The 26,872-nt window shown below is 49.1% G+C and carries 18 protein-coding genes and 5 tRNA genes; 7 read left to right on the top strand and 16 right to left on the bottom strand.

The window, feature by feature from the left end:
- Positions 1-157: 157 nt before the first annotated feature.
- From cmk to NX720_RS22700, 8 genes are all read right to left on the bottom strand, one after another.
- On the bottom strand, positions 158-826 hold the full coding sequence (gene cmk / locus NX720_RS22735) for a (d)CMP kinase (protein WP_262601636.1): 669 nt from the start codon (positions 824-826) through the stop codon (positions 158-160).
- Positions 827-918: 92 nt separating this feature from the next.
- Positions 919-3,138 carry a bifunctional prephenate dehydrogenase/3-phosphoshikimate 1-carboxyvinyltransferase gene (locus NX720_RS22730; RefSeq protein WP_262601635.1) on the bottom strand — a complete coding sequence of 740 codons (2,220 nt, stop codon included), beginning with the start codon at positions 3,136-3,138 and terminating at the stop codon, positions 919-921.
- A 38-nt stretch (positions 3,139-3,176) separates the two neighbouring features.
- A complete protein-coding gene (gene hisC / locus NX720_RS22725; RefSeq protein ID WP_262597737.1) occupies positions 3,177-4,289 on the bottom strand; it encodes a histidinol-phosphate transaminase in 1,113 nt (370 codons plus the stop codon).
- Between the two features lie 40 nt (positions 4,290-4,329).
- Complete coding sequence (locus NX720_RS22720) at positions 4,330-5,223, bottom strand: TLC domain-containing protein (protein WP_262597735.1); 894 nt, start codon at positions 5,221-5,223, stop codon at positions 4,330-4,332.
- Between the two features lie 48 nt (positions 5,224-5,271).
- On the bottom strand, positions 5,272-6,357 hold the full coding sequence (gene pheA, locus NX720_RS22715) for a prephenate dehydratase (protein WP_262597733.1): 1,086 nt from the start codon (positions 6,355-6,357) through the stop codon (positions 5,272-5,274).
- 88 nt (positions 6,358-6,445) lie between these two features.
- Positions 6,446-7,531, bottom strand: coding sequence for a 3-phosphoserine/phosphohydroxythreonine transaminase (serC, locus tag NX720_RS22710; RefSeq protein WP_262601634.1), 1,086 nt, complete (start codon positions 7,529-7,531; stop codon positions 6,446-6,448).
- Positions 7,532-7,670: 139 nt separating this feature from the next.
- Positions 7,671-10,307, bottom strand: a complete 2,637-nt coding sequence (gyrA, locus tag NX720_RS22705; RefSeq protein WP_262597731.1) for a DNA gyrase subunit A — start codon at positions 10,305-10,307, stop codon at positions 7,671-7,673.
- On the bottom strand, positions 10,291-10,566 hold the full coding sequence (locus NX720_RS22700; RefSeq protein WP_262597729.1) for a hypothetical protein: 276 nt from the start codon (positions 10,564-10,566) through the stop codon (positions 10,291-10,293). Before NX720_RS22700 ends, gyrA begins: the two co-directional genes overlap by 17 nt.
- 356 nt (positions 10,567-10,922) lie before the next feature.
- Here NX720_RS22700 and ubiG point away from each other — a divergent pair, with 356 nt between their 5' ends.
- From ubiG to NX720_RS22670, 6 genes are all read left to right on the top strand, one after another.
- Positions 10,923-11,687 carry a bifunctional 2-polyprenyl-6-hydroxyphenol methylase/3-demethylubiquinol 3-O-methyltransferase UbiG gene (ubiG, locus tag NX720_RS22695; RefSeq protein WP_262597727.1) on the top strand — a complete coding sequence of 255 codons (765 nt, stop codon included), beginning with the start codon at positions 10,923-10,925 and terminating at the stop codon, positions 11,685-11,687.
- Between the two features lie 45 nt (positions 11,688-11,732).
- On the top strand, positions 11,733-12,476 hold the full coding sequence (locus NX720_RS22690; RefSeq protein ID WP_262597725.1) for an HAD family hydrolase: 744 nt from the start codon (positions 11,733-11,735) through the stop codon (positions 12,474-12,476).
- Entirely contained in the window at positions 12,469-13,212 is a 744-nt protein-coding gene (locus NX720_RS22685) for a YciK family oxidoreductase (RefSeq protein WP_262597723.1), read from the top strand. The genes NX720_RS22690 and NX720_RS22685 overlap by 8 nt, the downstream gene beginning before the upstream one ends.
- A 108-nt stretch (positions 13,213-13,320) precedes the next feature.
- Entirely contained in the window at positions 13,321-15,009 is a 1,689-nt protein-coding gene (locus NX720_RS22680) for an HAD family acid phosphatase (protein WP_262597721.1), read from the top strand.
- 15 nt (positions 15,010-15,024) lie between these two features.
- Positions 15,025-16,629, top strand: coding sequence for a hypothetical protein (locus NX720_RS22675; RefSeq protein ID WP_262597719.1), 1,605 nt, complete (start codon positions 15,025-15,027; stop codon positions 16,627-16,629).
- A gap of 94 nt (positions 16,630-16,723) precedes the next feature.
- On the top strand, positions 16,724-18,259 hold the full coding sequence (locus NX720_RS22670) for a hypothetical protein (RefSeq protein ID WP_262597717.1): 1,536 nt from the start codon (positions 16,724-16,726) through the stop codon (positions 18,257-18,259).
- Positions 18,260-18,791: 532 nt separating this feature from the next.
- Here NX720_RS22670 and NX720_RS22665 read toward each other — a convergent pair.
- The 4 genes from NX720_RS22665 to NX720_RS22650 form a co-directional block, all read right to left on the bottom strand.
- Positions 18,792-18,868 (bottom strand) — tRNA-Arg (locus NX720_RS22665).
- A 36-nt stretch (positions 18,869-18,904) separates the two neighbouring features.
- Positions 18,905-18,997, bottom strand: a tRNA-Ser gene (locus NX720_RS22660).
- Between the two features lie 73 nt (positions 18,998-19,070).
- Positions 19,071-19,147, bottom strand: a tRNA-Arg gene (locus NX720_RS22655).
- Between the two features lie 218 nt (positions 19,148-19,365).
- On the bottom strand, positions 19,366-23,265 hold the full coding sequence (locus tag NX720_RS22650; protein WP_262597715.1) for an autotransporter domain-containing protein: 3,900 nt from the start codon (positions 23,263-23,265) through the stop codon (positions 19,366-19,368).
- Positions 23,266-23,733: 468 nt separating this feature from the next.
- On the opposite strand from NX720_RS22650, the gene NX720_RS22645 reads away from it, so the two are divergent.
- The gene (locus NX720_RS22645) at positions 23,734-24,432 is read left to right on the top strand and encodes an alpha/beta fold hydrolase (protein WP_262597714.1); all 699 of its coding nucleotides are present in this window, start codon (positions 23,734-23,736) and stop codon (positions 24,430-24,432) included.
- A 14-nt stretch (positions 24,433-24,446) separates the two neighbouring features.
- Here the strand turns inward: NX720_RS22645 and NX720_RS22640 are convergent.
- From NX720_RS22640 to NX720_RS22625, 4 genes are all read right to left on the bottom strand, one after another.
- Positions 24,447-24,523: transfer RNA gene (locus NX720_RS22640), tRNA-Arg, on the bottom strand.
- A gap of 37 nt (positions 24,524-24,560) precedes the next feature.
- A tRNA-Ser gene (locus NX720_RS22635) sits at positions 24,561-24,653 on the bottom strand.
- Positions 24,654-24,869: 216 nt separating this feature from the next.
- Positions 24,870-25,073 (bottom strand): carbon storage regulator CsrA, encoded by a 204-nt coding sequence (csrA, locus tag NX720_RS22630; protein ID WP_262597712.1) that lies wholly within the window; start codon positions 25,071-25,073, stop codon positions 24,870-24,872.
- A gap of 458 nt (positions 25,074-25,531) precedes the next feature.
- Positions 25,532-26,773: an aspartate kinase gene (locus NX720_RS22625; RefSeq protein WP_262597711.1), complete on the bottom strand. Its 1,242-nt coding sequence runs from the start codon at positions 26,771-26,773 to the stop codon at positions 25,532-25,534.
- Positions 26,774-26,872 lie beyond the last annotated feature (99 nt).

Below are 26,872 nucleotides of genomic sequence, written 5' to 3'. Positions count from 1 at the left end.
CTGGAAGCACTGGCGTTCAGCCAATTCCGGACTCTTTGGGGTTAATACAGACAACAACCGGTTGCCTGTATTGGAAAAATAACAGGCTGTCTGACTTTGCCAGACAGCCTGTCGTTATTATCTAATGCTTAGTTCAAAGCCAATTCACAGCAAAGCTTCAGATAAGACCTTTGTTTCGCATACCATCGAGTATACGACTAAATACTTCCTGAATGGTCAGGCGGGTGCTATCCAGTTGCAGTGCATCTTCAGCCGGTTTGAGCGGAGCCACCTTACGACCCATGTCACGTTCATCCCGTGCCTGAATGTCAGCTAAAAGCTGATCAAAACTAGCATCAATCCCTTTCAGTTGCAACTGGTTTTGTCGACGTTTTGCCCGCTCTTCGGCACTCGCTGTCAGGTAAACCTTGAAGTCCGCGGCAGGGAACACAACCGTTCCCATATCACGACCATCAGCCACCAGCCCTGCCCCGTGAGCAAAGTCACGCTGACGCTTCAGCAAGGCAGCACGAACCCTTGGCAGAGTCGCTACTTTCGACGCTTTGGCACCCACTTCTTCAGTTCGCAGATTAGCACCTACGGTTTCACCTTCAAGGATAATGGTCATGCCCTCTCCATCCTGTCCCGGCTCAAACTGAACATCAAGATGACCAGCCAGCACCTCAAGAGAAGACTCGTCGGCAAAATCAACACCATGATTGATGGCCGCAAGCGCTGTCAGGCGATACAGAGCGCCACTATCAAGCAGGTGCCAACCCAGCTCCTTAGCGAGCAGAGCGGCGACCGTACCTTTACCTGAACCACTGGGACCATCAATGGTCACCACGGGTGCATCCGCCTTGTAGGCCTTATCGCCAGAGTTTTGGTCAGAGTTCTGATCAGAATCCTGTACGCCCAGCTCAGGGTTTTCAGAGTTACTCACTCGTCTTGTCCTTCAACAGATAAATTCAGACCAGCATGACTGGCCAGCCTGACAAAATTCGGGAATGAGGTGGCAACATTGGCACAGTCTTTAATACGGATTACGCCCTGCGCCCGCAATGAAGCCACTGCAAAGGCCATGGCAATGCGGTGATCACCATGGCTCTCTACCGTACCTGCCATAAACGGCTTACCGCCTTTGACAATCATACCATCCGGCAATGCTTCCGCATCAATGCCCAGCACCTGTAAGCCATCGGCCATAGCCTGAATCCGGTCACTTTCCTTGACCCGCAGCTCTTTAGCGCCGCGCAGAATAGTTTCACCTTCAGCACAGGCTGCCGCGACAAACAGTACCGGGAACTCATCAATCGCCAGAGGCACCAGATGCTCAGGAATCTCAATGCCTTGCAAAGCCGCATGACGAACACGAATATCCGCAACAGGCTCACCGCCCACCAGCTTTTCGTTGGAGAGGGTAATATCAGCCCCCATAAGGCGCAGAATATCCAATACACCCGTTCGGGTTGGATTGATGCCAACATGAGGAAGGGTCAGGTCGGAACCTTCCGCAATACTGGCTGCTACGAGAAAAAAAGCCGCAGATGAAATGTCGGCGGGCACGTCAATTCGGGTCGCTGTCAGTTTATGTCCGCCCTGTACTGCCACCCGGTCGCCATCCACCGCCACAGGATACCCGAACCCGGATAACATGCGATTCGTATGATCACGGACAATTCCCGGAGCGACCGTAGACGTCTCCCCTTCAGCGTAAAGACCCGCCAGCAGCAGACAGGACTGCACCTGTGCAGAGGCTACCGGTAAGTCATAATGAATACCTTTCAGTGCCTGACCACCTTTAATCACCAGCGGTGGACGCCCACCCTCCGCGGTTTCAATGCTTGCCCCCATTTCGGTGAGAGGCTTAACCACCCGGTTCATGGGACGCCCGGATAAAGACGTATCGCCCGTCAGGGTGACATCAAAAGACTGCGCGGCCATCAGCCCGGCCATAAGACGCATAGCCGTACCGGCATTACCCAGATAGAGAGGCCCTGTCGGTTGTTGCAGCCCGTGCATCCCCACGCCGTGAATAGTGACCCGGCCATCGTGCGGACCTTCAATATCCACCCCCATATCACGGAAGGCCTGTAACGTTGCCATGGCATCTTCACCTTCCAGAAAACCATCAACAGTGGTTTCGCCTTCTGCCAAAGCACCCATCATAATGGAACGATGGGAAACAGACTTATCACCGGGAACCCGCAGCTCTCCGGTCACTTTGCCACTCGGCTGGGCAACAAAGGTTTGTTGTGCTTCATTCATAGTTTCAGTGTCATTCAACGAAGTCATATAGGCTCTTCTCTCCAGCATACTGGTAAAGTGTCGTCGAGCCGTGGAGGCCCGTTCCAAAATACCCTGCATGTGCTGACTATCTTCATTTCTTATGGCGTTTCGAAGCCCTTCAAGACCTTCTGTGAAACGATCCAGCGCCTTTAAAACAGCGTCCCGATTACCCAGGGCAATATCGTGCCACATGGTCGGGTCACTGCCGGCAATCCGCGTAAAGTCCCGGAAGCCTCCGGCCGCATAACGAAATATATCCTGATTCTCCCGATTACCGGCCAGAGTATCCACCAGAGAGAACGCCAGAAAATGAGGCAGGTGGCTGGTCAGCGCCAGCACCTCATCGTGATGCCCAACCTCCATACTATCAACATGCGCACCACAGGCTTGCCAAAGCGCCTTAATCAAGGCGGTAGCATGAATGTCAGTATGCGGCAGCGGGGTCAGTATGACTTTATGACCATTAAAAAGATCAGACCTGGCGGCTGTCACACCACTTTTTTCAGAACCGGCAATAGGATGTCCCGGAACCAGACTGGCAGGCACTTCACCAAACAACTGCCGTGCAGACTCAACCAGCGAGCCTTTACAGCTGCCCACATCGGTAACTACTTTGCCTGCAAGCGGCACATCCACAAGCTGCTGAAGCACTGCCGGCATTGCCAACATGGGAACGGCCAGCATAACCACATCAGCACTGGCAATCCCGTCGGACAAATCATAACAGGGGCGGTCAATCAGACCATTCTCAAAGGCTATCTCAACAGAATCCCGGCTGCGATCATAACCTGCCACCTCATGACAAATCCCTTTCTCTTTCAGCGCTGCCGCAAACGAGCCGCCAATCAGCCCCAGACCAACAACCAGCATCCGGATTCTGTTTATTTGCAATCCCTGATCATTCACTACTACACCACTTTTTTTACTTCTTCCAAAGCCTGCAGGAAACGTTCATTTTCTTCCGACAAACCAATCGACACCCGCAAATGCCCCGGCATTCCGTAATTAGCAACCGGACGGACAATCACCCCTTTTTCCAGCAGCTTCTGGTAATACACCAGGGCATCACCACCGGTATCAAAGGTAATAAAGTTACCCATGGAGGGAATATACTCAAACCCCATGGCCCGCAGACCAGCCGCAACCGTTTGCAAACCCTCTTTATTCACAGCGCGGGAACGTTCCAGATACTCATCATCATTCAGAACCGCAACAGCGGCGCATTCAGCCAGGTTATTGACATTAAACGGCTGTCGCAGTTTATTAAGGAGGCCTGCGATCTCAACACTGGAAACCGCATAACCTACCCGGCTTCCCGCCAGGCCATAGGCTTTGGAAAAGGTTCGGGTGACCACCAGGTTTGGATACTGCTTCAGCAGAGCGATACCATCCGGATACTCTTCGTCCTGCACGTACTCAAAATACGCCTCATCCAGCACCACAATCACATCACTGCGCACCTTATCCAGAAAGCCTGTCAGCTCATCACGGGAGAATGCCGTTCCGGTGGGATTATTCGGATTGGCCAGAAAAATCATACGGGTATCGTCCCGCACCGCATCAGCCATGGCATCCAGATCATGTCCCCAGTTTCTGGCAGGCACGACAATACTCTCTGCACCTGCGGCTTTGACTGCAATCGAATAAACGACAAAGGCATACTGTGAAAAGACGGCTGAGACTCCGGGCTTTAACCAGGACTGAGCCAGAAGCACTAGCACATCGTTTGAGCCATTCCCGAAGGTAATCTGTTCAGGCTGAACCGCCAGTTTCTGACTTAAGGCGTCACGCAGGTTAAACAGATTACCATCCGGATAACGGGCCAGCTCAGACAGGTTTCGCTCAATGGCATCCAGCGAAGACGGTGCCGGACCCAGCGGGTTCTCATTACTGGCCAGCTTGACAATAGCATTGACATCAAGCCCCTGCTCTCTTGCCAGTTCCTCCACAGGCTTACCAGGCAAATAAGGACTCAGCGACCTTACACCTGAAACCGCCAGCTCGACTAAATCACATCCCATAAATCACCTGTTATGTTGTTGTACAACAGACTGTTATAAATTACTGAAACAGAATTTCTCTTATTTTAGAGACAATCCTAATCCCCCAGTAAAGATTCAGAACATTAATCAACGCCCCACCAACAGCAATAGTATTTATCATTGCGGGCTCTTGCTGGTAATTATCTTCGTTCAGATAAGAACCCCGGATAAACTTTGCGTATTCGTAGGGCAGTATGACCCAGCGAGTGGCAAAAAAGGCACCTGTAAACAGGATAAAAAAGTAAGGTGAGGGCTTGTTGAGTCCATAATACCGTTTGTGCACCAACCCCAGATGGTAAAAAATCTGGGATAACTCTACAACCTGTGCAAACATGGACAGCTGCATTTTACCAGCGTTGTGAGAGGCTGCACATCCAGCCACAAGAACAGAGCCATGCAAAGCGAAGAGCCAGTCACGCTTATATAGCGACACCATCATTTCGTAACCACCATAACCGTAAAGCACCAGCGGGATAATATTCTCCAGCTGATAATCAGTGACAGAAGGCCCCGTCACAATATCCGTCACGGTTTTATTCTGATGGACATAATAATAGATACCGGAAGGCCCGGTTATCAGAGCGTTCATCAATGAAGGCGCATCTCTGCTGCCAGTCATTGCCCGAATGAAAAGGAAGCTGCTAAAAGCAAATGAGGCTATTGCCCGCTGCTGCATAAGTACAGACGAGTCGTTATTGGGAAAGGGTATGAAGCCAAGATACTTCCAGCCACTTCCATCCAAACCAGCACTCACTTCCTTTTTCTGCTCAGAATCTGCTTCCACCAGACCGTTAAAGACTTCCGACGCATTATATGAAGCTGACAAATCTGTATTTGCCAGTAGAGACTCCGGATGCTTTATTAACAAAGTCAGGAAGATAAAGAGCCTGAAAAAAGATCCGGACAGATTCATAATCATCACAGTCAGAGTTTGATATTGAGTTGACAGCTTAGTACAACTCTACAGCACACCCTTAGGATAAGAGCCAAGCACCCTCAGGTCATTGGCCCGCTCACCCAACCTTTCCAGCACAATTCTGATCACCGGGTCATCAATATGCCCGGAAAAATCAATAAAGAACACATAGTTCCAGGTTCCACTGCGGGAAGGTCGTGTCTCAATGCGGGTCAGATCGATATTATGTACCTGAAAGACCTCCAGAATGGAGTGCAGAGCACCAGGCTGATTGCGCATACTGACGACGATGGACGTTTTATCAGCACCGCTGATCTGCACCTCCTGATTGCCAATAATCAGGAAACGGGTTGAGTTGTCAGGCTGATCCTCAATCTTCTCAGCAATCTTTTCCAGGCCGTATATTTCCGCTGCCATATCGCCAGCAATGGCCGCCGAATTCCACTCGCCCTTAATTCTGCGGGCAGCTTCAGCATTGGAGTTAACGGCGACACGCTCTGCCATTGGCCAGTGGGCATCCAGCCACTTACGGCACTGAGCCAGTGACTGGGCATGGGAATAGATACGGGTAATATGATCCCGGCGGGTATTCTCTGACACCAGCAGATGCTGATGAATCCGCAACACCACTTCACCACAGATTTTCAGATTAGAATCCATAAAGCTGTCGAGCGTATGACTGACGACACCTTCCGTAGAGTTTTCAACCGGTACTACGCCATAATTAACCGCACCGGCAGTCACCTCACGAAACACTTCGTCAATGGCCGACATGGGGACACAAACGGCCGAATGCCCAAAGTGCTTAATCGCCGCCTGTTGTGTAAAGGTACCTCCAGGTCCCAGGAACGCTACCTTCACAGGCTCTTCCAGAGCCAGGCAGGCGGACATAATTTCCCGAAACAGACGTGCCATTTCTTCATCGCCCAGAGGCCCGTCGTTACGCTCCATTACACGACGCAGAACCTGCGCTTCACGCTCCGGGCGATAATAGACAGCATCCCTGCCTTCCTGCTGCTTAACCTGCGCCACTTCCTGAGCACATTTGGCCCTGTCACTGATCAGCTTCAGGATCTCACTATCAAGCTTATCAATACTCTTGCGCAGCCCTGTCAGCTTGTCGTCTGTCATAGTTATTCTCAGCTCTTTATACTGCAATCAAGACTTTCAGGTAATCCGGTTGCCGCCACCTGAAAGTCGGTTAAATATTCACGCCGGGCTAACCATAACGCCGTTCAAATTCCTGCATAAAATCAACCAGCGCATCAACATGAGTTTCCGGAACCGCATTATAGATACTGGCTCTCATACCGCCTACGGCCCTATGCCCTTTCAGGAACATAAACCCTTCTTTCTCAGCCTCAGCCAGAAAAACAGAATCCAGCTCCGGATCGGCCAGGGTAAACGGCACATTCATGCGCGAACACCAGCATGGATCAATATTATTGCGGTAAAACCCGGTACTTTCTATCTGACCATACAACTTGCGGGCTTTACGCTCATTAATCTTGTCCATCTCTGCCAGCCCGCCCTGTCGCTTCAGCCATTTAAACACCAGCCCGGCCAGATACCAGGCAAAAGTTGGGGGCGTGTTATACATGGAGTCCTTGTCTGCCTGAGTCGCATAATCCCAGACCGCGGGACAGGCTGAAGATCGGTACTCCAGAAGGTCATCACGAACAATCGCCACGGTCAGGCCAGCCGGCCCAATGTTCTTTTGCGCACCCGCATAAATCACGCCAAATTTACTGACATCAATGGGCCGCGACAGAATGTTTGAAGACATATCCGCCACCAGCGGCACATCGCCGGTCTCGGGAATAAAAGGAAACTCAAGACCACCAATGGTCTCGTTTGGCGTGTAATGAACATAAGCGGCATCACTGCTGAAGTGCCACTGCTCCTGGGAAGGCATCTGCCGGAATCCGGATAACTTGCCATCGGCAATGACGTTGATATTCAGATAGCGCTGGGCTTCTTTAATCGCTGACTGCGCCCAGTAGCCACTGTTCACATAATCCGCACTCTCTTTATTGCCTTTCAGATTCAGGGGAACCGCTGCAAACTGCCCCCTGGCACCACCTTGCAGAAACAACACCTTATAATTGGCAGGAATATTCATCAGTTCACGCAAGTCCTTCTCAGACTCGTCTGCCACCCTGATAAACGCTTTACTACGATGACTGATCTCCATCACCGAAGCACCCAACCCATCGAAGTCGAGGAGCTCTTCCCGTGCCTGTTCCAGCACCTCCCTCGGAATAGGCGCAGGGCCCGCAGAAAAGTTGAAAACCTGTTTATCCATCGCTATAGGACCAATAATATCATTCACAATTAACCCTCCAGACTGAATGCCATCTCTGGCAATAGTATCCGCCACCTCTCCTGCAGCGACAGACAAAAACGCCAGCGTATAGTGCTGGCGTTTTATTCAATCAGACCCTTCAGTCATTCTGCTCAGTAGCGTTGACTTCGGCAGTGTCAGTGTCAGTAGCACTACTATCTGTCTCGACTTCAGCCTCTTCCCCGGCTTCCTGTAAGGCGTCCCCCTCTTCGGGCTCTTCAACCCTGGCAACACCTACAAGCTTCTCGCCTTCCTGAACCTTAATCAGGGTAACACCCTGAGTATTACGGCTCATCACAGAAATTTCATCGATACGGGTACGAACCAGAGTTCCCTGATCAGAGATCAGCATCACCTCTTCACCGTCCTGCACCTGAATCGCACCAATGATATGACCGTTCCGGTCCGTACACTGCATGGAGATCACACCCTGACCGCCACGACCGGTGATTCGGAAGTCCTCAAGACAGGTACGCTTGCCAAAGCCATTTTCACTGGCCGTCAGAATCTGCGCACCCTCTTCCGGAATAATCAGGGAAATCACCCGCTGACCATCCTGAAGTTTCATACCCCGCACACCACGGGCTGTACGACCCATCTGGCGAACATCGGTCTCTTCAAACCGTATGGCTTTACCCGCGTTGGACAGCAGCATAACCTGCTTTTCACCATCGGTAATCTGAGCCCCTACCAGCGTATCACCCTCTTCCAGACCCAGTGCGATCAGGCCGCTGCTGCGTGGACGGGAGAACTGTTCCAGCGGTGTCTTTTTCACCGTTCCCTGGGTCGTTGCCATAAAGACATAATGACCCTCAGTGTATTCTTCCACAGGCAGCATCGCGGTAATGCGCTCACCTTCCTCCAGCGGCAGAATATTCACAATCGGGCGACCTCGGGACGTGCGACCCGCTTCCGGAATCTGGTACACCTTGAGCCAGTACACCTTACCCTTACTGGAGAAACACAGTATCTGGGTATGGGTGTTCGCTACCAGCATGTGTTCAACGTAATCTTCTTCCTTCACGGAAGCCGCTGATTTACCACGGCCACCACGACGCTGAGCCTGATAGGTGTCCAGCGTCGTTGTTTTCGCGTAACCACCGTGAGACAGGGTCACCACCATGTCTTCTTCGTCGATCAGGTCTTCAACGGTCAGGTCACGACGGGAGCTGGTGATTTCGGTACGACGCTCGTCGCCATACTCTTCTTTCACCTTCTCCAGTTCTTCACGAATCACTTCCAGCAGACGAGCCGGACTGGCAAGAATATGCAACAGTTCAGCAATTTTTTCGATCAGGTCGCGATATTCAGCCAGCAGCTTTTCGATTTCCAGACCGGTCAGGCGGTGCAGACGCATTTCCAGAATCGCCTTGGCCTGAGCCGGAGACAGATAGTACTGACCATCACGCAGACCGAACTGTTCAGGCAGGTCTTCAGGGCGACAGGCGTCGGAACCCGCACGCTCTGCCATCTCCATCATATAACCCGGCTCCCAGCCTTGCGCCATCAGTTTTTCCTGGGCTTCAGCAGAGGTGGGCGAAGACTTGATCATCTCGATCATCGGGTCGATATTGGACAGCGCCACCGCCAGGCCTTCTACCAGATGACCCCGTTCCCGCGCCTTACGCAGTTCATAAACGGTACGACGGGTGACCACTTCGCGGCGATGGCGAATAAAGGCTTCCAGCAGCTCTTTCAGGTTCAGAATCTTCGGCTGACCGTCGACCAGAGCCACCGTGTTAATGCCAAACACGGATTCCAGCTGGGTCTGAGCGTACAGATTATTCAAAACCACATCAGCGTTTTCACCCCGACGCAGTTCAATCACAACGCGCATACCGTCCTTGTCGGACTCATCGCGCAGTTCGCTGATGCCTTCAATTTTCTTGTCTTTTACCAGCTCGGCAATCTTTTCGATCAGACGTGCCTTGTTCAGCTGGTATGGAAGTTCGGTAATGATGATGGTGCTTTTATTGCGTTTTTCATCATGTTCAATATCCGCGCGGGCGCGAATATAAATCCGTCCCCGACCCGTACGGTAAGCCTGAAGAATCCCGGCACGACCATTGATAATGGCTGCCGTTGGGAAATCAGGGCCCGGGATGTACTGCATCAGGTCATCAACCGACAGCGTTTCGTCATCAATCAGAGCCAGGCAGCCATTGATCACTTCAGTCAGGTTGTGGGGTGGAATATTGGTCGCCATACCCACGGCGATACCCGCAGAACCATTGACCAGCAGGCTCGGGATACGGGTTGGCATAACAGCAGGAATCTGTTCACTGCCATCGTAGTTAGGTACGTAATCAACGGTTTCCTTATCGAGATCGGCCATGATGTCATGACTGATCTTCTGCATACGGATTTCCGTATAACGCATGGCCGCTGCGGAGTCGCCATCAACGGAACCAAAGTTACCCTGACCATCCACCAGCATATAACGCATGGAAAATGGCTGGGCCATACGAACGATAGTGTCGTATACCGCACTGTCACCGTGTGGGTGGTATTTACCAATTACGTCACCCACCACACGGGCGGATTTTTTGTAGGGCTTGTTCCAGTCGTTGCCCAGTTCGTTCATCGCGAACAGTACGCGCCTGTGTACGGGCTTAAGGCCGTCACGTACATCAGGCAAGGCTCGCCCGACGATAACACTCATGGCGTAGTCCAGGTAGGACTGCTTGAGTTCGTCTTCGATGTTTACCGGAAGAATCTCTTTAGCGATATCTGTCATGGAAACCCAGTCGTCCTTTTGCTTGCGCCTGCCTGTCACCTGTTGGCATCCATTCCGAACCCAACTCACCCGACAGCTCAGAGCTGTTGAGTGAAAGAGGCTTTATGTGCGGCAGACTTGAAACCCTGAGGTCGATAGATGAAAACTGCTTAGCCAGATGTTTACCCTGCTTTTTACCTAACTGTTTATCAATTAAGAGAGGTATCACGATAAAACGGTGCAGTTCTGCGATTCTGTCGGCACTCTGGTTCTGATTCATTCGGCCATCGGGGTTTCTAAAACAAAACCCGACCTGGATGACCGGCAACAAAATTTGGTGTCAATAAAACCGAAATAATACCACAGGCCTGCCTGAAACTGCGAGTTAAACCCTCCTCAGGACAGTCTTCAAATAAAAATAATGTATTGTTTTCTATTCCGATACGGGAAAACACGGTATCTGATGAATCATGTGAGGCAATATCATGACCATGATATTTGCATGGCCTGTTGCACTCGTCAGCACATGGACTATTGCACCTGCGCAGGTATAATCCCTCAAACATAAATAATGATGCTCCGCGGAACGTTGCGCAGAGCCGAGAGAATAGCGATAAGGCCGGGACCCGGAATATTATGACGCATCCTTCTTCAGATCACCGCACAACCACCTCAGCCACCCATTCTCCAAATCCTTCTCCAAACAATGTTGATCCAGCCGAGATCGCCAAGTTTGAAGAACTCGCCAGCCGCTGGTGGGATAAAGAAGGAGAGTTCAAACCGTTACATGAAATTAACCCACTGCGTTTGAATTATATCGACGAGCGAACAGGACTGGCGGGTAAAAAAGTTCTGGACGTTGGCTGCGGAGGCGGCATACTCAGCGAGTCCATGGCACTGCGCGGCGCTGACGTTACCGGCATCGATATGGGGGAAGCACCGCTTTCCGTAGCACGCCTGCACAGTTTGGATAGCCACGTCCCCGTTACCTACCGCAAAGTCACCGTAGAAGAACTGGCTGACGAAATACCCGGCACCTTTGATGTGGTCACCTGCCTGGAAATGCTGGAGCATGTTCCGGACCCCGGCTCAGTGATTCGTGCCTGCAATAAGCTGCTGAAACCCGGCGGCCAGATTTTCTTTGCCACCATCAACCGCACACCCAAAGCCTGGCTGTTTGCCATTGTCGGGGCAGAATACGTGCTGAACCTGCTGCCTAAAGGTACTCACGAACACGGTAAGTTTATTAAGCCGTCAGAACTCCATGCCTGGATGCGAAAAGCGCAATTGCAGCTGCACCACATCACAGGCATGGTATACAACCCATTGACAAAAGTTTATCGGTTAAAAGACGGCGACACGGATGTTAACTACCTGATGCACGGCAGCAAACCTGCTTAATGGCAACTGCTTAATGACAACCGCTTAATGACAACCGGAGCCACCATGCCACACTCTGAATATGCCATTGAAGGCGTATTGTTTGACCTTGACGGAACATTGATGGACACCGCCAGCGACTTTGTGACGGTTGTTCACCAGATGCAGACCGACGACCAGCTACCGCTACTGGACGCCAGAATCATACGCGACAACGTCTCAGCCGGCTCGCGCCGACTGGTACAGCTGGCCTATCAGCTGGAGCCAGGCTCTGACGAAGTCGAGTTTCAGCGCAACCGGTTGCTGGACCACTACGACCGGCTGATTAAACAGGCTGACCGCAGCAACCCGGCACAACTTTACCCGGGCATGCCTGCTCTTCTGGACGAACTGGATAACAAAGACATTCCCTGGGGTATTGTCACCAACAAGCCCGAACCTTACGCGCATATACTGGTTGAACAGAGTCAGCTGACGCACCGCTGCCACACGCTGATCTGCCCGGAGAATGTCAGCCAGGCCAAACCATCCCCCGAGGCCCTTTTACTGGCCAGCAAGCAGGCTAAATGTGCACCGGAAGCCACTATTTATGTAGGCGACCACGAACGGGACATTATTGCAGGCAGGCGCGCTGGCATGTTTACCGTCACTGCTCATTACGGCTACATCACACCGCAGGAGCAACCGTTCAGCTGGCAGGCCGACCTGGATATCCAGCGGGCTGACCAGCTATTACCCTGGCTCAATAACCATAAGTGGCACATTCCACGCCATCGCTCACCCCACCCCGGAGTTACTGCAGATGTTTAATTACGACGCGCCTGCCGACCTGCTACAGAACAAAGTCATACTGGTTACCGGCGCTGGCAGCGGCATAGGCCGGACAGCGGCTCTGACTTATGCCAGGCACGGTGCTACGGTCATTCTTCTGGGGCGGACTATCAGTAAACTGGAAGCCGTATACGACGAAATCGAAAACAACGGCTGGCCCCAGGCTGCTATTTACCCAATGAACCTCGAAGGTGCCCGTGAACAGGACTATGCCAGTCTTGCCGCCACACTGGAACGGGAGTTTGGCCACCTGGACGGCTTACTAAACAACGCTGGCCTGCTTGGCGAACTTAAACCGATTGCCCAGTATGACGCAGAAACCTGGCACCGGGTGATGCAGGTCAATCTCAACGCACCTTTCCTGCTAACCAGAGAGTTGCTGCCATTACTGCGCACCGCTGAACAAGCCTCAGTTATCTTTACCTCTTCAACCGTTGGCCACGAAGGTCGTGCTAACTGGGGTGCGTACAGCGTTTCCAAATTTGCCACAGAGGGGTTGATGCAGACTTTAGCCGATGAAGAAGATGGCATCAGTCAAGTGCGTATTAACAGCCTGAATCCCGGCGCTACACGAACCGCCATGCGCGCCACCGCTTTTCCTGCGGAAGCGTCTGACGCCAGCGCCCCCCCTGAAGAAATTATGCCTCTGTACCTTTATCTGATAGGCAAAGACAGTCTGGGTGTGAGCGGCAAAGCTTTTCACGCCCAGCGTTAATCAGGGAAAATCAGAAAAATCAACCGAATACATTACTGATTCAGGAACCTCGACTAGTTTTATTCATCTAACACTCATTGCAAATGAATCAAAACTGTCGAGGCCCTTATGCTTACCATATGGCTGAACGCAAGGCACAACACCAGAACAGCCACTGCTTTATTGCTCTATGCAGTTCTGTCCTGCCTGTGCGGGTCAGCTCAGAGCAGCGAATACTCTCAAAAAAACCTGAATGAAGAAATCGTTATTGCCGGTAACTGGCAACAACATGCCCCGGAATACGATGCCCTGCTCTACCAGGTCTTCAACATAGCCCGGCAAAACCTGCCAGCAGCCATCCAGAAAGCACCTGAAGGCAAGAAACTCGCTGTCGTCACTGATATTGACGATACCCTGATTGACGGCACTGCTTATTTCACCAGCCTGCAAGGTACTGATCAGAGCCGCAGCACAGAACGCTCTATCCGATGGTGGAACACCCAGACAACCCATGCACTCCCGGGAGCTGTTAGTTTTTTCAATGACCTGTACAAGCAGGGCATTGAAGTCTTCTATATCAGCGGGCGCTTCAATGAAGTTAAAGATGCAACGTTCAATAAACTTAAAGAGTTCGGGTTCCCGGTCTTCGACAAAGATCATATTCTGCTACAGGGAACAACGAATACCACCCTCAGTAAAGAAGGCAAGCGACAATTCATCCGCGACAAGGGCTACCATATTCTCATGGCCTTTGGCGATCAGCTGTCCGATCTTGGCGAAGCCCCTGACAACGACTACCGGCTACGACGCCAGTGGGTCATTGATAACAAAGCCCACTTTGGCAATGACTGGTATCTTTTTCCCAATACGGTCTACGGCGCCTGGGAAGATTCACTGGCCCCCGGTTATAGCAAGACGACACCTCAGAAAAAACACGACTATCGCCTTTCAGCCTTGCGCGACACCCGCTTCAATACCATTGCTGACAAAGACTTCGCCCAGCAGCTGACCCTCGCCACTGTCTGGACACACACCTCAGCGGACTTCACCGCCCTGTGTTACCAGGCGTACAACAGGGCTGAGCAGCTGATTAACAAAATACCCGCCAACCGTTACAACAATCCGGTCATCATTGCCGATATTGAAGGGACAGTGCTTGATTTCAGTACCACCCCAGCCAACCTTACAGATACACCGGATCAAACACCTGCCCCCAGCGAACTTCAGACAGAGTACCAGTATTCCAGACCGATTCCGGGTGCGGCTGAGTTTCTGAACTCTGCCAGCCAGAAAGGTTATGAAATCTTTTACGTCTCTTCACGCCTGCCTGCAAAAACCCCGGATAATAAAGACGCCGATATAGAAAACGCTACGATTAAAAAGCTTTCAGACTTTCATTTTCCCTATGCTGACCAGCAGCATGTATTACTGCAGGAAGAGTATTGCTCTGCCCGCCACAAACAACCGTGCAGCAATGAGGTGAAGCGAGCCGCCATCCAGAATGGCAGGGTCGACACGAAAAAACACGACGTTGTATTGATGATTGGCGACCTGCTGTCGGACTTCAGCCTGGCAGAACAACAACTTGATCCACGCCTGAAAGCATCGGCAGCCAGTGCGGCATCCCAGTTCGGCAACGACTATATTCTCCTTCCAAACCCTTTAAACACTGCCTGGATGTGGCAGCTTTATAGCAGAGAGGCAGAAAAACAGAACAAAGAATTTTCCCGGATGAGCCGGGAAGAACAGGCGGAACTTAGACGCTCACTCATTCAGGACTGGCCTGAAAAGTGGCCAAATGGCAACAATGTAAATTAAAGAGAGACTCCCGCAATGAACCGGCAAAAAAACCTTTCCCTGATTATCTACCTGTTTCTACTCCTGGGTTTTATCAGTGCCCGGGGGCAGGCAGAGGTAAAATTCACCAATGACAAAGACCTTTTTCCTTCTGACCTTATAATCAATCCGGAGATCATAAAGAAGCAATGGTTTCTCTACTACCCTTCAGAGCCTGAGGAGGCTGCGGACTTCTCGAATAGCAGCAACACCACAAAGGATATGCACGCTGCACAAATCAACTGCAGACCGTCTTCCGGAGTAACGGGGCATCTACAATGCTCAGTGACTTACTATCTTCAGGGACGCAATGAAGATCACTTTGCCGGAAAAGGTTACGCTTTTGAGGTCTCAACAGAAATAGACCCCACTACCCGCTCTGACCCTATGCCTGTTGACATAAACCTTAAACCATCAAAGGTTCATAGTAGCAAGCTGATAGACCCTGTTTTAATCCGATACGAAAATTACAGCTTTGTCATTGGAAGAAAGTCCTGCGCTCCTGACACTGTGAGTTTTGTAGCCAGCAGCCCTGCAGAGAGCTCAACACCAGAATCTGTGAAAAAACGTGATCTTATATACTGCGGTGTCGGACTGAGTATGAAAAAAGAACAGGAATCCGGTGAGTTAAGCCATTGGACAGACATGGATGACATTTCATTTTCGAACTCCAACAATGTTTTCCCCGAGGTCTTCTGGCAAGTTCGCGGTGATCATTTAATTTTAGGGGGACGAGAGTGGCAACAGCAACAGAAAGTCGGCTCAAAAAATCATGAAGTCAGTACCGCAACTTATATGAAAAAGGCCAACTGGGTACCGCAGATTAAAAGTGCAATAAAACAGTACGATCAACAAAAAGATAGCAGCAATGCCCTGAGTGAATTGAAAACCAGCATTTCAAGAGCATTCAGCAATTTTAAAGTTTTCCCTATGACCTGGGAAGAAAAAACCTTCCGGTCTGACAGCATTATGAATTCCAGCAACTACGTCACGCTCCAGCCGGATATTATTTTCTACAATAGCAATCCTGACCTGATAATGGCTCATCTGCGCACGCGCATTAATTTTTCCGGCAGCAGTGCCAAAGAAAAAGCACCTCCCGGATTTGCAAAACTTAATGGTTTCGCTTACTCAGTGATCCTGAAGTGCGGTATTTACCCGGATAGAATTAACTGCAGCCCATTGTCTGTTTTTGACAATCCGTGGACAAAAAACACCTTGCAGACATTTAATGGCGACAATAAACAGCTCTATTTTATTGGTGACATAGCTCAGTCCAGAGCCTTTAATCCGGGCCCCAGAAACCAGCTTTTCTTATATAAAACTGATTTGTACAAGAACTTCAGCACTGACGAGTTTTCATCCAATGCCATTGATCAGCCCGGTAAAACCTCGTTATTAGAAGTTCCACCCGCCAACTCACAGTTTATTTCAGATACCACCTACCCATTTTTCGACCCACTAACAACCCATGACACCGCACAGAAATGCGCACTGTTTGTGACCACTGTCAGAACAGAAAAAAAGTCAGGAATTGCCATTCTTTGCCTGGATAAAGACAAGCTAAAACCTGGTACCGAATCAGAAGCCACTGTCGAATAGAGCCACCTTAGCACACAGGGCAATCAAGCCCTGTTGCTATCCTATATAGGAGTCTTAAAAGAATATCTTTAATATCATTAGGTTACATACCGATATGGCACAAACCATTCAATCAGGGGGCATTTCGCCAGGCGCTCAAGGTTTAAGCCCTGACGTATCGCCTTCACCGGCAAAAAATGTTCATGCACCTTCAATAAACCGACACGTGCGCCCCACAAATGGCAAACGCATCAAGCGCCCGGCACCACCTCCCTCAGATTCAGCACAGTCTAAAACACTGAGCCAGCGACAAACAGACAAACTGCCTGAGGATCAGGTAAAAACCATGCTGCCACGCCCGGAGCCAAACACCCTGCCAAACGCTCAATCCACCTCCCGGGAGCAGCAATTTACCAGCAAGTTAGATGAACTGAATAACAGGCTTGGGAAAATACATCATGAATCCATTGAAGTGCAGGAAAAAGATACTGCCTCCGAACACAAAAGCCAGATACAAACTCTGAAAGCACAGGTTAAAAGTGCCAGATCAGCGGTTAGCGACCTTCACGACCTTATCAAGGAGATGAAAAACACCCAGCCGCCCCCTTCCCGGGACACACTAATGAGGGCAAAAGGAAAAGCCCTGACCGCCAGAAAAACCCTCTCAATGACAGAGTTCAAATTAAAAAACGCAAAAGCAAAGCTGGCGTTTTTTAACTACAAAAACAAACAGACATCGGAACTCAACAACAAACACACAAAGCTAAAAAGAAATGTTGCGAAGTTAAATGCCAGTCTCGACGAAAGTGCAACCTCGTCAAAAGCACACAAGGTCATTGTAAACTTTCTGGAAAAGCAAGTATCGATTGCAAAATCGACTTTAAGCAATGCGGATAAGCTGGCTACAGCTGAAAGCAAAGCACTCAAAAATAAAGTCGATATGGGTGTCGAGTTCAGAAGCAATGTCAGGAACATACAGACAAACATCAAGGATAATAAGCTGCCACAGCTAAAAAGAGAGTTAGAGAACGCCAGAAAGAACCTGGATGCAGCCAGGCACCAGGAAAACAATAGAAAGCAAGACAAGATAAAACAAAAGAAAGAACAGAAAAAACAACAGGCAGCAGATAAAAAAGCTATCAAACAGCAAAAAGCAGAACACAAAAAGGCAGAACAGCAATCTGATACAACCAGACACCCAACTCCCCCACAACAACAAAAACAGGAAGCTATTGCAGGAACTCAGACAAAACCGCAGCAAAACACAGCAAATGGCTCGCACTACAAAAAGATTGTCAAGAGCATGCCAAACAGGATGGAGAACTTTCTGAAAGACATGGAGGGAATGCCTGCAACATACCAACCACTCAAACTCTCGATGAAGGTGGCGCAAACTCCGGATGATTTCAAACAGGCTCTGGCCGATATCTACCAGTCAGCCAGAACCAATACTATAGATAATAAAACTGCGGTGCGGTTACGCACCGAGCTTTGCCAGATGGTCGCAAACAAAATGACCAACCCGGATTTTGTGACACAGATTGACAACACATTTGTCAGACACATGATGTACGGCCGCCACCAGGAGACAATGCTTGATAATTACGCAGCTTCTGTAGAACAACTGGCCAACAGGCTCCACAGAGGGTGATTACCCCCCTGCTCTCTCGTCATCTTTCGTGCAATCATCGGTGCAGACCACAAAGAGGTAATAACACCAGTGACACAGGAACAGCAGTCACAACAATAAACGAGCGAAGGGTATCATATAGGAACGGTTTAAAATAAACAAAGCCGGTTGCAAAGGGTAGCTCGATACCTACCACGATATCGAGCCACTCTCCCACCGTTACCGGTCGTGGCACTGCCCACCAAGAGGCAGCCGTAAAACCCAGAGCTCATAGTATCATCTACCTTTAAAACGCCCATCGCCAAAAACCACAACCTGATGAGTTAAAAGTAACCGAATGACACGGTTTCCCCCCAGGCACTCCCGGTATCCTTGTATCAATGCGCAACCGGTTAGCTGACAACAGCAAAAACTTTTCACATTGATAGCTGTTTTTGATTACGAACATTATTGGAGTAAGAAATGAACTCAACCATGGGCATTCCCACGCTGGTCAGCAAATTTCTGGCAAACGAAAAAAGCCCTGCTAATTCCTTAGCAGAGCTTTTTAATATGGCGCGCTCGGGAGGATTCGAACCTCCGACCGCCTGGTTCGTAGCCAGGTACTCTATCCAGCTGAGCTACGAGCGCGCAAAACTTTTAGCACATTTCGTTCATTGAGCTGTATGGCGGTGAGGGAGGGATTCGAACCCTCGATACGGCTACAAACCGTATACTCCCTTAGCAGGGGAGCGCCTTCAGCCTCTCGGCCACCTCACCAATCAACGCCTCAATATTAACAACAACTGTCGTTAACTTTCAAACACTTATCAGAACACTTTATTAAAAAGTGTGGCGCGCTCGGGAGGATTCGAACCTCCGACCGCCTGGTTCGTAGCCAGGTACTCTATCCAGCTGAGCTACGAGCGCCCTGCGTCAACGGAGGCGAACTATAGAGATTTCACCGAAACGAGTCAACGGTTATTATTACAATCATCTGATTTTTATCGAAAATATCTGACAGACCTATCTATTTCTAACTCTCGGCGAACCAAAAAAAAGCCCCGCAAAAGCAGGGCATGAAGTTCAGGTCTTGTTACAGACACTGGTGGTTAAATTGTAACTGACCATAAACAGTCAGCTTTAAATCAGAAGTCGTAACGGACGCTTCCTACAATACCATGGGCTTTGTAGTCACCCTGCCAGTTGTAATCGTAGTTAAGACCCAGAGTCAGGTTGTTGTTCATTTCATATTTCACACCAACACCTGCCAGAACGCGGGTCTGGTCACGATCTTTGCCGACAACGCGATAAGTTCCGCCGCCAATCAGGTAGGTACCCTGCACTTCAGGCTTATCATCCTTAAAATCGCGATAAGCCATCAAGGTGAACTCTGGCTTCAGCATGCCGTTAGAAACGTCATGTTCAGCCATAAGCTTCAAACCTGCACCCAACTCCATGACTTCAAAGTCATCCAGTTTCACCGATTGTGGGAGCGGACCTTGATCCAGCTTTTCCTTGAAGTCATCGAATTTAACTTTGGCATAGTTAAATTCTACCTGAGGTTGAATCAGCCACTGGTTGTACTGATAGTTGTAACCACCGACCAGACGAGCCCCCAGAGTGTCACTCTTGGTATCAGTCTTATAGGTTCCCAGACTTGTCTTCCGCTTCATATCGATATTGCCACGCCCATAGCTCCACATGGTATCGAAGAAGTAGTTGTCCATGGTCCAGCCGGTGTAGAAAGTACCCATAAAGGTATCACCATCGGCTTCACGACCGGAATTATTGGTTTCCGTTTTTACATCACCGTAGGTGAAGGCAAAACCAACGGTCATCTGGTCATTCAGTAACGCATCAAGACCAAGGTTAATACCACTCACCTTGTTCTCGAATCCCCGGACTTCACGATCGTCATCCATATCACCGTTACTGTAGAAGTATTCACCCCAGAAGCCTTTTGACTCAAACATGTCACCAGTAGCAATACCGGTACGATGCCTGTTCAGGTGGCGACTGATGGACTGATTAACCTTCCGGGTAACTGTCACCGCAGCCATTCCCATACCCACATGTGGGTCCCACTGGTTCTCTGAAGCGGTTTTCTGGTAACCGGCTTTCTGAATAGCACCAAATATCGCACTACCGGCCTCTTCACTTGTTGCTTGCAGAGAAGACAGTAAGGCAGCAGACGCCACTTCAGCATCGTTCTGGCTCAGACCAAAGACTGAACGGAAAGCACTCCGAGGATCAGAGTTGAATCTCAACTTGATTTGATAGGAGCCAGGAGAGCTTAAGGGAGTAATCACAGGAACTGAGGACACATTGATCAGTGGATACTCGCTGACAGGCGCCTCAAACTTTCCTTCCATGGACTGGTATTCAACAACATTCAAGTCATAGCTACCTGTCGGATCCTTTTTGTACTCATCGTACAAATCCTTTGATATTTTATAAGTTTGCTTATCATTCAGTTTATCAGGTCGCAGATAAACTCTGTTGTCACCCTTGAGCTTCAGAGCACCGCCTGTAATGTTCATGTAGGCAACTGTTGGATTAGCTTCGCCTGAAGTGAAGTCAACGACGGCAGCCAGACCACTTCCCTTCTCGAAGGTTACATCACCTTCTACTTGTACTGGTGATTTGTTTTTGTCCAGATTAGATTTTGCAATGTCAAATACAACACCACTCTTAACATCAACCCTGCCTTTAATGACAACTTCCTTGACATCCGTTTCATCAACTTTGCCGCTGGCGGGATCCACTTTACCCAGCTTGCTCTTACCAGGCATCAGGTGAACCGGTCCGGAAATGGTAAATGACTTCATATTCGTCACACTTCCGCCCTGATAAGTACCGGACTTCATCTCAACGGTAGAACCTTCAAAGGCTTTTCCGCCGGGAGGTGGTGGAGCGGGAATCGAACCAGAACCAGTCAGATCACCTTCCAGCAAACCACCATCAAGAACAATGCTATGGAAGCCATTAACATCGTGAATAACGGTCGTACCGTTACCAACAGTCAAATCAAGTTCTTTACTACCATAGATGGTCTTACCAGTTTTGGAATACTTGCGAAGATCAGCTCCCTGCTCCAGAACCAGCTTGTTGATCCGACCCGTATCAGAATCAGAGCCAATATGCTCAGAAATCAAAGTGCCAGCAACAGTTCCTTCCTCGTAGTCATCAACATTAGCCCAGACTTTAGAACCCTTACCAACTTTGAAGGTATCTACCGCATTATCCTCCACCTCTTTGGCTGTCTGCTGTCCATTCTTATCTGTTGTTGTCTCAATAAAGGTTTTTTTCAGGTTTGCGCCACGGATAGTCGTGAGATCATCTACTTCTTTTTTACCAGGTTGAGCTTCTTTAACGCTAATAGTTGACTCACCTTCAACAACCAGATTCTGAGCAATAATTTCTGTTTTAGAGGCCATATTAACGATAGAGTCCTTAATCGTCATATTTTCTGCACCAACACCTCCTCGGCCGGCTACACCAAGACCATCAGACTTGAGGTTAGAGGATGTAATGGTGACATCCTGAAAACCCTCGACTTTCAGATTACTATTCTTGAGTCCCTCAAAATTCGCAACCGTCCGCTTACGAGCAATGACTGATCCTGCTGCACTTTGTGATGGATTACCCCTTATAGCGGTATCTTTATAAGCAGCCGCAACAACTTGCAGAGCGGTTTCTCCAAAATCGGGCGTATTATGATAACCGGCAACCTCAGAACCCTTGATCGAAACCTTAGACGCACGCACTACTCCTTCTGCATGAAATTTAGAATTCTCGACCATGAAGGTATCTACCGGCTTCACTTCACCGACTGACAGCTGATAAACATCACCGCCTTTTGCGATAACATAAGTACCAAGAGGATCACCTGCTTCACTACCGGGGTCAGAAAAGTGAACCCCCGGCAATGGAGTTGTCGGGCTGACTTTTAAACCATCCAGCTCTACTGTTCCTCCTGTAAATACCACATCCGACCCTGTTGCTGCAGCATCAAAAAGCTCAGGAACATCCTTGCTAACACGATCCATAAAGGCGCTGTAAAGCTCAGGATGACGCAAGTCATAGCCTTTAAGCCTGATCACGTCAGGAACAACATATTTTGCCTGACTTGGATCCTTGGCCTTGGCGTCTTTTACCAGGAACATCTTTTTGAAGTCATCCGGCGAGATAGTGTCCAGCTTCTTCCTGGCCTCTGCGATCCTTGCCTTGTATTCAAAATCGCCCTCTCCTATACCTTGCACTGAAGTAGCAACATCAAGACCTAATTTCGCAGCATCAACGGTGATACCTTCAGATGCCTTACGTAAAACAGCAAAGTCAACTTTCTCTGCTGGCTCAGCATTTTTCTCCCGACGAACCACCCCGGGTACACTGTTTGCCATGGCAGCGTTTTGAATGACTGCCGGTACAAAGCTACCTCTAAGCCCCAATTCGTCTTGATTTAATTCTGCAAATGCCACCAGTTCCTGCCTGGCCTTTTTCACACTTTCTTCAGATTCTTTAATTTTGTTTTCTATATCAAGAACAGCTTTAGCGTCAGCTTTTTTCACAGAATCTGTTTTTAGCTGATTATTTGCATCATTCAGGTTTGCCACTTCGGCCTTAGCATTCACCAACTGATTATTTAAGTCCGCAATTTCATTGCCTACCCTCTGCAAATTAGCAAGATGAGCCTGGCATAAACTTTTAATCCCTATAGTTTGTCGGTTATTGCCAGTTAATGCACTAATTTTGTCTTTCAGCAGCACAAGGTGTTCATTAATTTCATTATCGTTACCCTGCACAAAAGTAGTTGGGTTGAACGACTTTGGCTGTTGTGCTGGCGCAGACGTACTCTGTGAGCCCGTTGAGACCTGAGGGCTCTTAGTGCTCTGAGAGTTCAAAGGGGTCGAGGGGGTCGAAGCGCTCTGAGAGTTAGTGCCTCCTTGTGATGCAGCTTGAGTTATAGATATCCCGTAACCACCAAATGCCGAAACTACGGCTAAAGAAAGCAGTGTTTTTTTAAACACCTGAACTTGTTTCATTATTCCAACTCCAACTTTTAGTCTGGGTTTTATGCTCGTTGAATTATTTCGTTTTTGAGCTCTCTCAAATGAAAAAAAGTGTCAGGCACACAGCCTGAAGGCTCGGTATCCTACAGTTGGCGGACAATAAACTTAAATAATATTTTCGAATTAAAAAAAGGACTTTAAATCCATTAGAATTTTATAAAGACGGCGACTTTACAAGGCAGATTAGAAAAACTATTTTTATAGGTTTTTCTGAAAAATCCTTATTAAATCCACAATAAAATTATTAAAATTAGTGGTAATATTGTTCCATTAAAAACACCTATTACCAAAAACAAAATGCGCCACTTCAATTTATTATTAGCAACCGTCTTATTCATTTTTTCAGGCTGCCAGACAACCAGCCCACTTAAAATCACCGAACAAGTTGCCAGAAAAAAGCATCTAAACACCCAGGTAATTCACACTACTGAATTCTCAATCATGGGAATGCAGCCAGTTTACGATAAGTCATCAGACATACTGAGAATTTATATTGAAGGCGATGGCAAAGCCTGGATGCGTAGCGGTCGGCCCTCATCAAACCCAACCCCAACTAACAGACTGGTTCATAGAATCATGGCTGAAGATGAAAAACGTGATATTGCGTATTTAGCCCGACCATGCCAGTTTATTATGCAACCAGACTGCTCTCCATATACCTGGACTTTTGGAAGGTACGATCAGAAAGTTATTAATTCAATGAACGAAGCCGTTACAAAGCTCAAGCAACAATACAACTTTAAACAGCTCGAACTGATTGGCTACTCCGGAGGAGCCACCATCGCACTGATCATTGCAGCCAGTCGAGACGATGTCATCAGTGTTCGCACTATTGCAGGAAACCTTGACCCTGAATTCACCAACAATTTTCACAAAGTCAGCCCGATGCCAACCGCCATTAATCCAGTGAGTTTTGCCAACAAGCTTAAACGGCTACCACAAATTCATTTCTATGGCGAAAAAGACCCGATCATCCCCAAAGAAGTTAGCGACCATTACTTAAAATTTTTTGCTCATCCAAGCTGCATACAAACTGTGGTTGTTGAGAAGGCCAGTCACCACGATGGCTGGACAGAAAAGTGGGCGGAGTTATTAAGAAAAGAAGCACAGTGTAAAACGCAAAAAGCCCACATCGATTGATGTGGGCTTAATTATGGCGCGCTCGGGAGGATTCGAACCTCCGACCGCCTGGTTCGTAGCCAGGTACTCTATCCAGCTGAGCTACGAGCGCGCAAAACTTTTCAGCAAACTTCGTTCATTAAACTGTATGGCGGTGAGGGAGGGATTCGAACCCTCGATACGGCTACAAACCGTATACTCCCTTAGCAGGGGAGCGCCTTCAGCCTCTCGGCCACCTCACCGGGAACGCTGGCTATATTACCTTCAACCTCCTGAAATGCAAGTTTTTTATTACGAAAGCCATTAAACGACAAAGACTATCTGTTTATCATTAAGACCATCCCGGCCTTAATAATGAAATGCATCTCGGATACAAACAAAAACACCTGACTAAAAAGCCAGGTGTCTTATCAAACCGCAAATTCTCTGCCAGTCGAACGGACTGTCTTTTTTAAATATCAGTAATTCTCAGGGGCGGAAGCAGGAACACCGTGTTCTTTTTCCTTCTGGATTCGCTGGTATATCTCTTCGCGGTGGACGGCGACTTCTTTGGGGGCATTCACTCCAATACGTACCTGGTTACCTTTTACGCCCAGTACGGTGACCGTGACCTCGTCCCCAACCATCAAGGTCTCTCCTACACGGCGAGTCAGAATCAGCATTACAATCTCCTTATTTACATCTCTGTAAGTCAACGACCGTCAATCCTGAGCACGGCGGCGCAATGGTTGTATCCCCGAGCGACCCGACTTGTGGAGGAATCGCTTTGGCATCACCAAAATAGAGGAGAAATAACAGGGGCAGTTAGACCTACCCTGGCTTCTTCTCTTATGACTGCCTTGTTGTCAGCCCCGGCAAGGTTATGCCAGCCCACCGATTCATGCTTAAGAATTACTCAGCACAACAAGTCTAGCCGCCGAACTCAACATTTCCATGCGTATTTTTACTAGCAGAGAAATGTAGTCATAAATCATTCAAATTAAAACAGCATGTTTGAGCACAGACAGTCTAGTTGATATATCTGCGCCCGTTGGGAATGACGGTAGTTTTTTTCCTATCGACCTTCAGAATCGACAATACCCCGACGCCATCACACCCCAGTCAAGGTATGTTCGGGTGATTAGACACTGTTTTCAGCGGCTGGTTCCTTATCCAGCTCAAAAACGGAATGCAAAGCACGAACAGCCAGCTCCAGATACTTTTCAGCAATAATCACCGATACCTTAATTTCAGAGGTGGAAATAATCTGGATATTAATGCCTTCAGAAGCCAGCGCCTGAAACATTCTGGTGGCCACGCCAGCATGAGAACGCATACCAACCCCTACGATAGAGACTTTGGCAATTTTGCTGTCGCCATCGTGCTCTTTCGCACCCAGTTCTTCGCAGATTTGGGCAACAACATCCATGGTACGCTGGTAATCGTTACGATGTACGGTGAAGGTAAAATCCGTTGTACGATCTGCTGCTACGTTCTGTACGATCATATCGACTTCAATATTGGCAGCGCTGACCGGCCCCAGTATGCGTGATGCCACGCCCGGAATATCCGGCACACCCTTGATGGTGATTTTGGCTTCATCCCGATTAAAGGCTATTCCGGACACAACCGGTGATTCCATAGCGACGTCCTCCTCCAGCGTGATCAGAGTACCAGGCCCATCCTGGAACGTGTGCAACACTCTTAAATTAACGTTGTATTTTCCGGCAAATTCCACGGCACGAATCTGCAGCACTTTTGAGCCGAGACTGGCCATTTCCAGCATCTCTTCAAAGGTAATCTTATCCAGTCGGCGAGCGCTATCCACCACTCGTGGATCGGTGGTATAAACACCGTCAACATCGGTGTATATCTGGCACTCATCGGCTTTCAGTGCTGCCGCCAGCGCGACGGCCGTGGTATCTGACCCACCCCGCCCCAGGGTGGTAATATTGCCGTCAACATCACACCCCTGAAAACCAGCCACAACCAGCACACGCCCTTCCGACAGATCATGCCGCATGCGTTCAGTGTCAATCTTTTTGATACGGGCTTTGGTGTGAGCATTGTCGGTAGTGATGCGAACCTGCCCTCCGGTATAAGACCGGGCCGGACAGCCTCTTTCTTCCAGAGCCATGGAAAGCAATGCGATGGTGACCTGCTCCCCGGTGGACAGAAGCACATCCATCTCTCTGGGTGAGGGTTGTTTCTGAAGGGTGGTAGCGAGCTCAGTCAGACGGTTGGTTTCACCACTCATGGCGGAAACGACCACAACGACGTCATGCCCTTTGTCCCTGAATCCTTTCACCTTGTCGGCTACCCCCTGAATGCGATCCAGATCGCCCACGGAGGTGCCGCCAAACTTTTGTACTAACAGCGCCATTTTTATTTCTTTCTTACATCATTGTGCCGAGTCAGGAATTTAACACGAATGGCCGTAGGTAAAAAGCCATCCTTCACGATCGATGCAGTCAGACAAGCC

It is taken from the genome of Endozoicomonas euniceicola, assembly GCF_025562755.1.
In the GTDB taxonomy this organism is placed as follows: domain Bacteria; phylum Pseudomonadota; class Gammaproteobacteria; order Pseudomonadales; family Endozoicomonadaceae; genus Endozoicomonas_A; species Endozoicomonas_A euniceicola.
Note: the sequence above shows the minus strand (reverse complement) of the source record. Positions and strands in the feature narration are given on the sequence as shown.

Excerpts from the sequence above, each read along its gene's own strand:
- NX720_RS22730 (WP_262601635.1), bottom strand. The coding sequence starts at position 3,138 with ATGCTGGTTGTTGGTCTGGGGCTGATTGGCGGCTCGTTTGCGGCAGCG.
- hisC (WP_262597737.1), bottom strand. The coding sequence starts at position 4,289 with ATGGGATGTGATTTAGTCGAGCTGGCGGTTTCAGGTGTAAGGTCGCTG.
- NX720_RS22720 (WP_262597735.1), bottom strand. The coding sequence starts at position 5,223 with ATGAATCTGTCCGGATCTTTTTTCAGGCTCTTTATCTTCCTGACTTTG.
- pheA (WP_262597733.1), bottom strand. The coding sequence starts at position 6,357 with ATGACAGACGACAAGCTGACAGGGCTGCGCAAGAGTATTGATAAGCTT.
- serC (WP_262601634.1), bottom strand. The coding sequence starts at position 7,531 with ATGGATAAACAGGTTTTCAACTTTTCTGCGGGCCCTGCGCCTATTCCG.
- gyrA (WP_262597731.1), bottom strand. The coding sequence starts at position 10,307 with ATGACAGATATCGCTAAAGAGATTCTTCCGGTAAACATCGAAGACGAA.
- NX720_RS22700 (WP_262597729.1), bottom strand. The coding sequence starts at position 10,566 with ATGAATCAGAACCAGAGTGCCGACAGAATCGCAGAACTGCACCGTTTT.
- ubiG (WP_262597727.1), top strand. The coding sequence starts at position 10,923 with ATGACGCATCCTTCTTCAGATCACCGCACAACCACCTCAGCCACCCAT.
- NX720_RS22690 (WP_262597725.1), top strand. The coding sequence starts at position 11,733 with ATGCCACACTCTGAATATGCCATTGAAGGCGTATTGTTTGACCTTGAC.
- NX720_RS22685 (WP_262597723.1), top strand. The coding sequence starts at position 12,469 with ATGTTTAATTACGACGCGCCTGCCGACCTGCTACAGAACAAAGTCATA.
- NX720_RS22680 (WP_262597721.1), top strand. The coding sequence starts at position 13,321 with ATGCTTACCATATGGCTGAACGCAAGGCACAACACCAGAACAGCCACT.
- NX720_RS22675 (WP_262597719.1), top strand. The coding sequence starts at position 15,025 with ATGAACCGGCAAAAAAACCTTTCCCTGATTATCTACCTGTTTCTACTC.
- NX720_RS22670 (WP_262597717.1), top strand. The coding sequence starts at position 16,724 with ATGGCACAAACCATTCAATCAGGGGGCATTTCGCCAGGCGCTCAAGGT.
- NX720_RS22650 (WP_262597715.1), bottom strand. The coding sequence starts at position 23,265 with ATGAAACAAGTTCAGGTGTTTAAAAAAACACTGCTTTCTTTAGCCGTA.
- NX720_RS22645 (WP_262597714.1), top strand. The coding sequence starts at position 23,734 with ATGGGAATGCAGCCAGTTTACGATAAGTCATCAGACATACTGAGAATT.
- csrA (WP_262597712.1), bottom strand. The coding sequence starts at position 25,073 with ATGCTGATTCTGACTCGCCGTGTAGGAGAGACCTTGATGGTTGGGGAC.
- NX720_RS22625 (WP_262597711.1), bottom strand. The coding sequence starts at position 26,773 with ATGGCGCTGTTAGTACAAAAGTTTGGCGGCACCTCCGTGGGCGATCTG.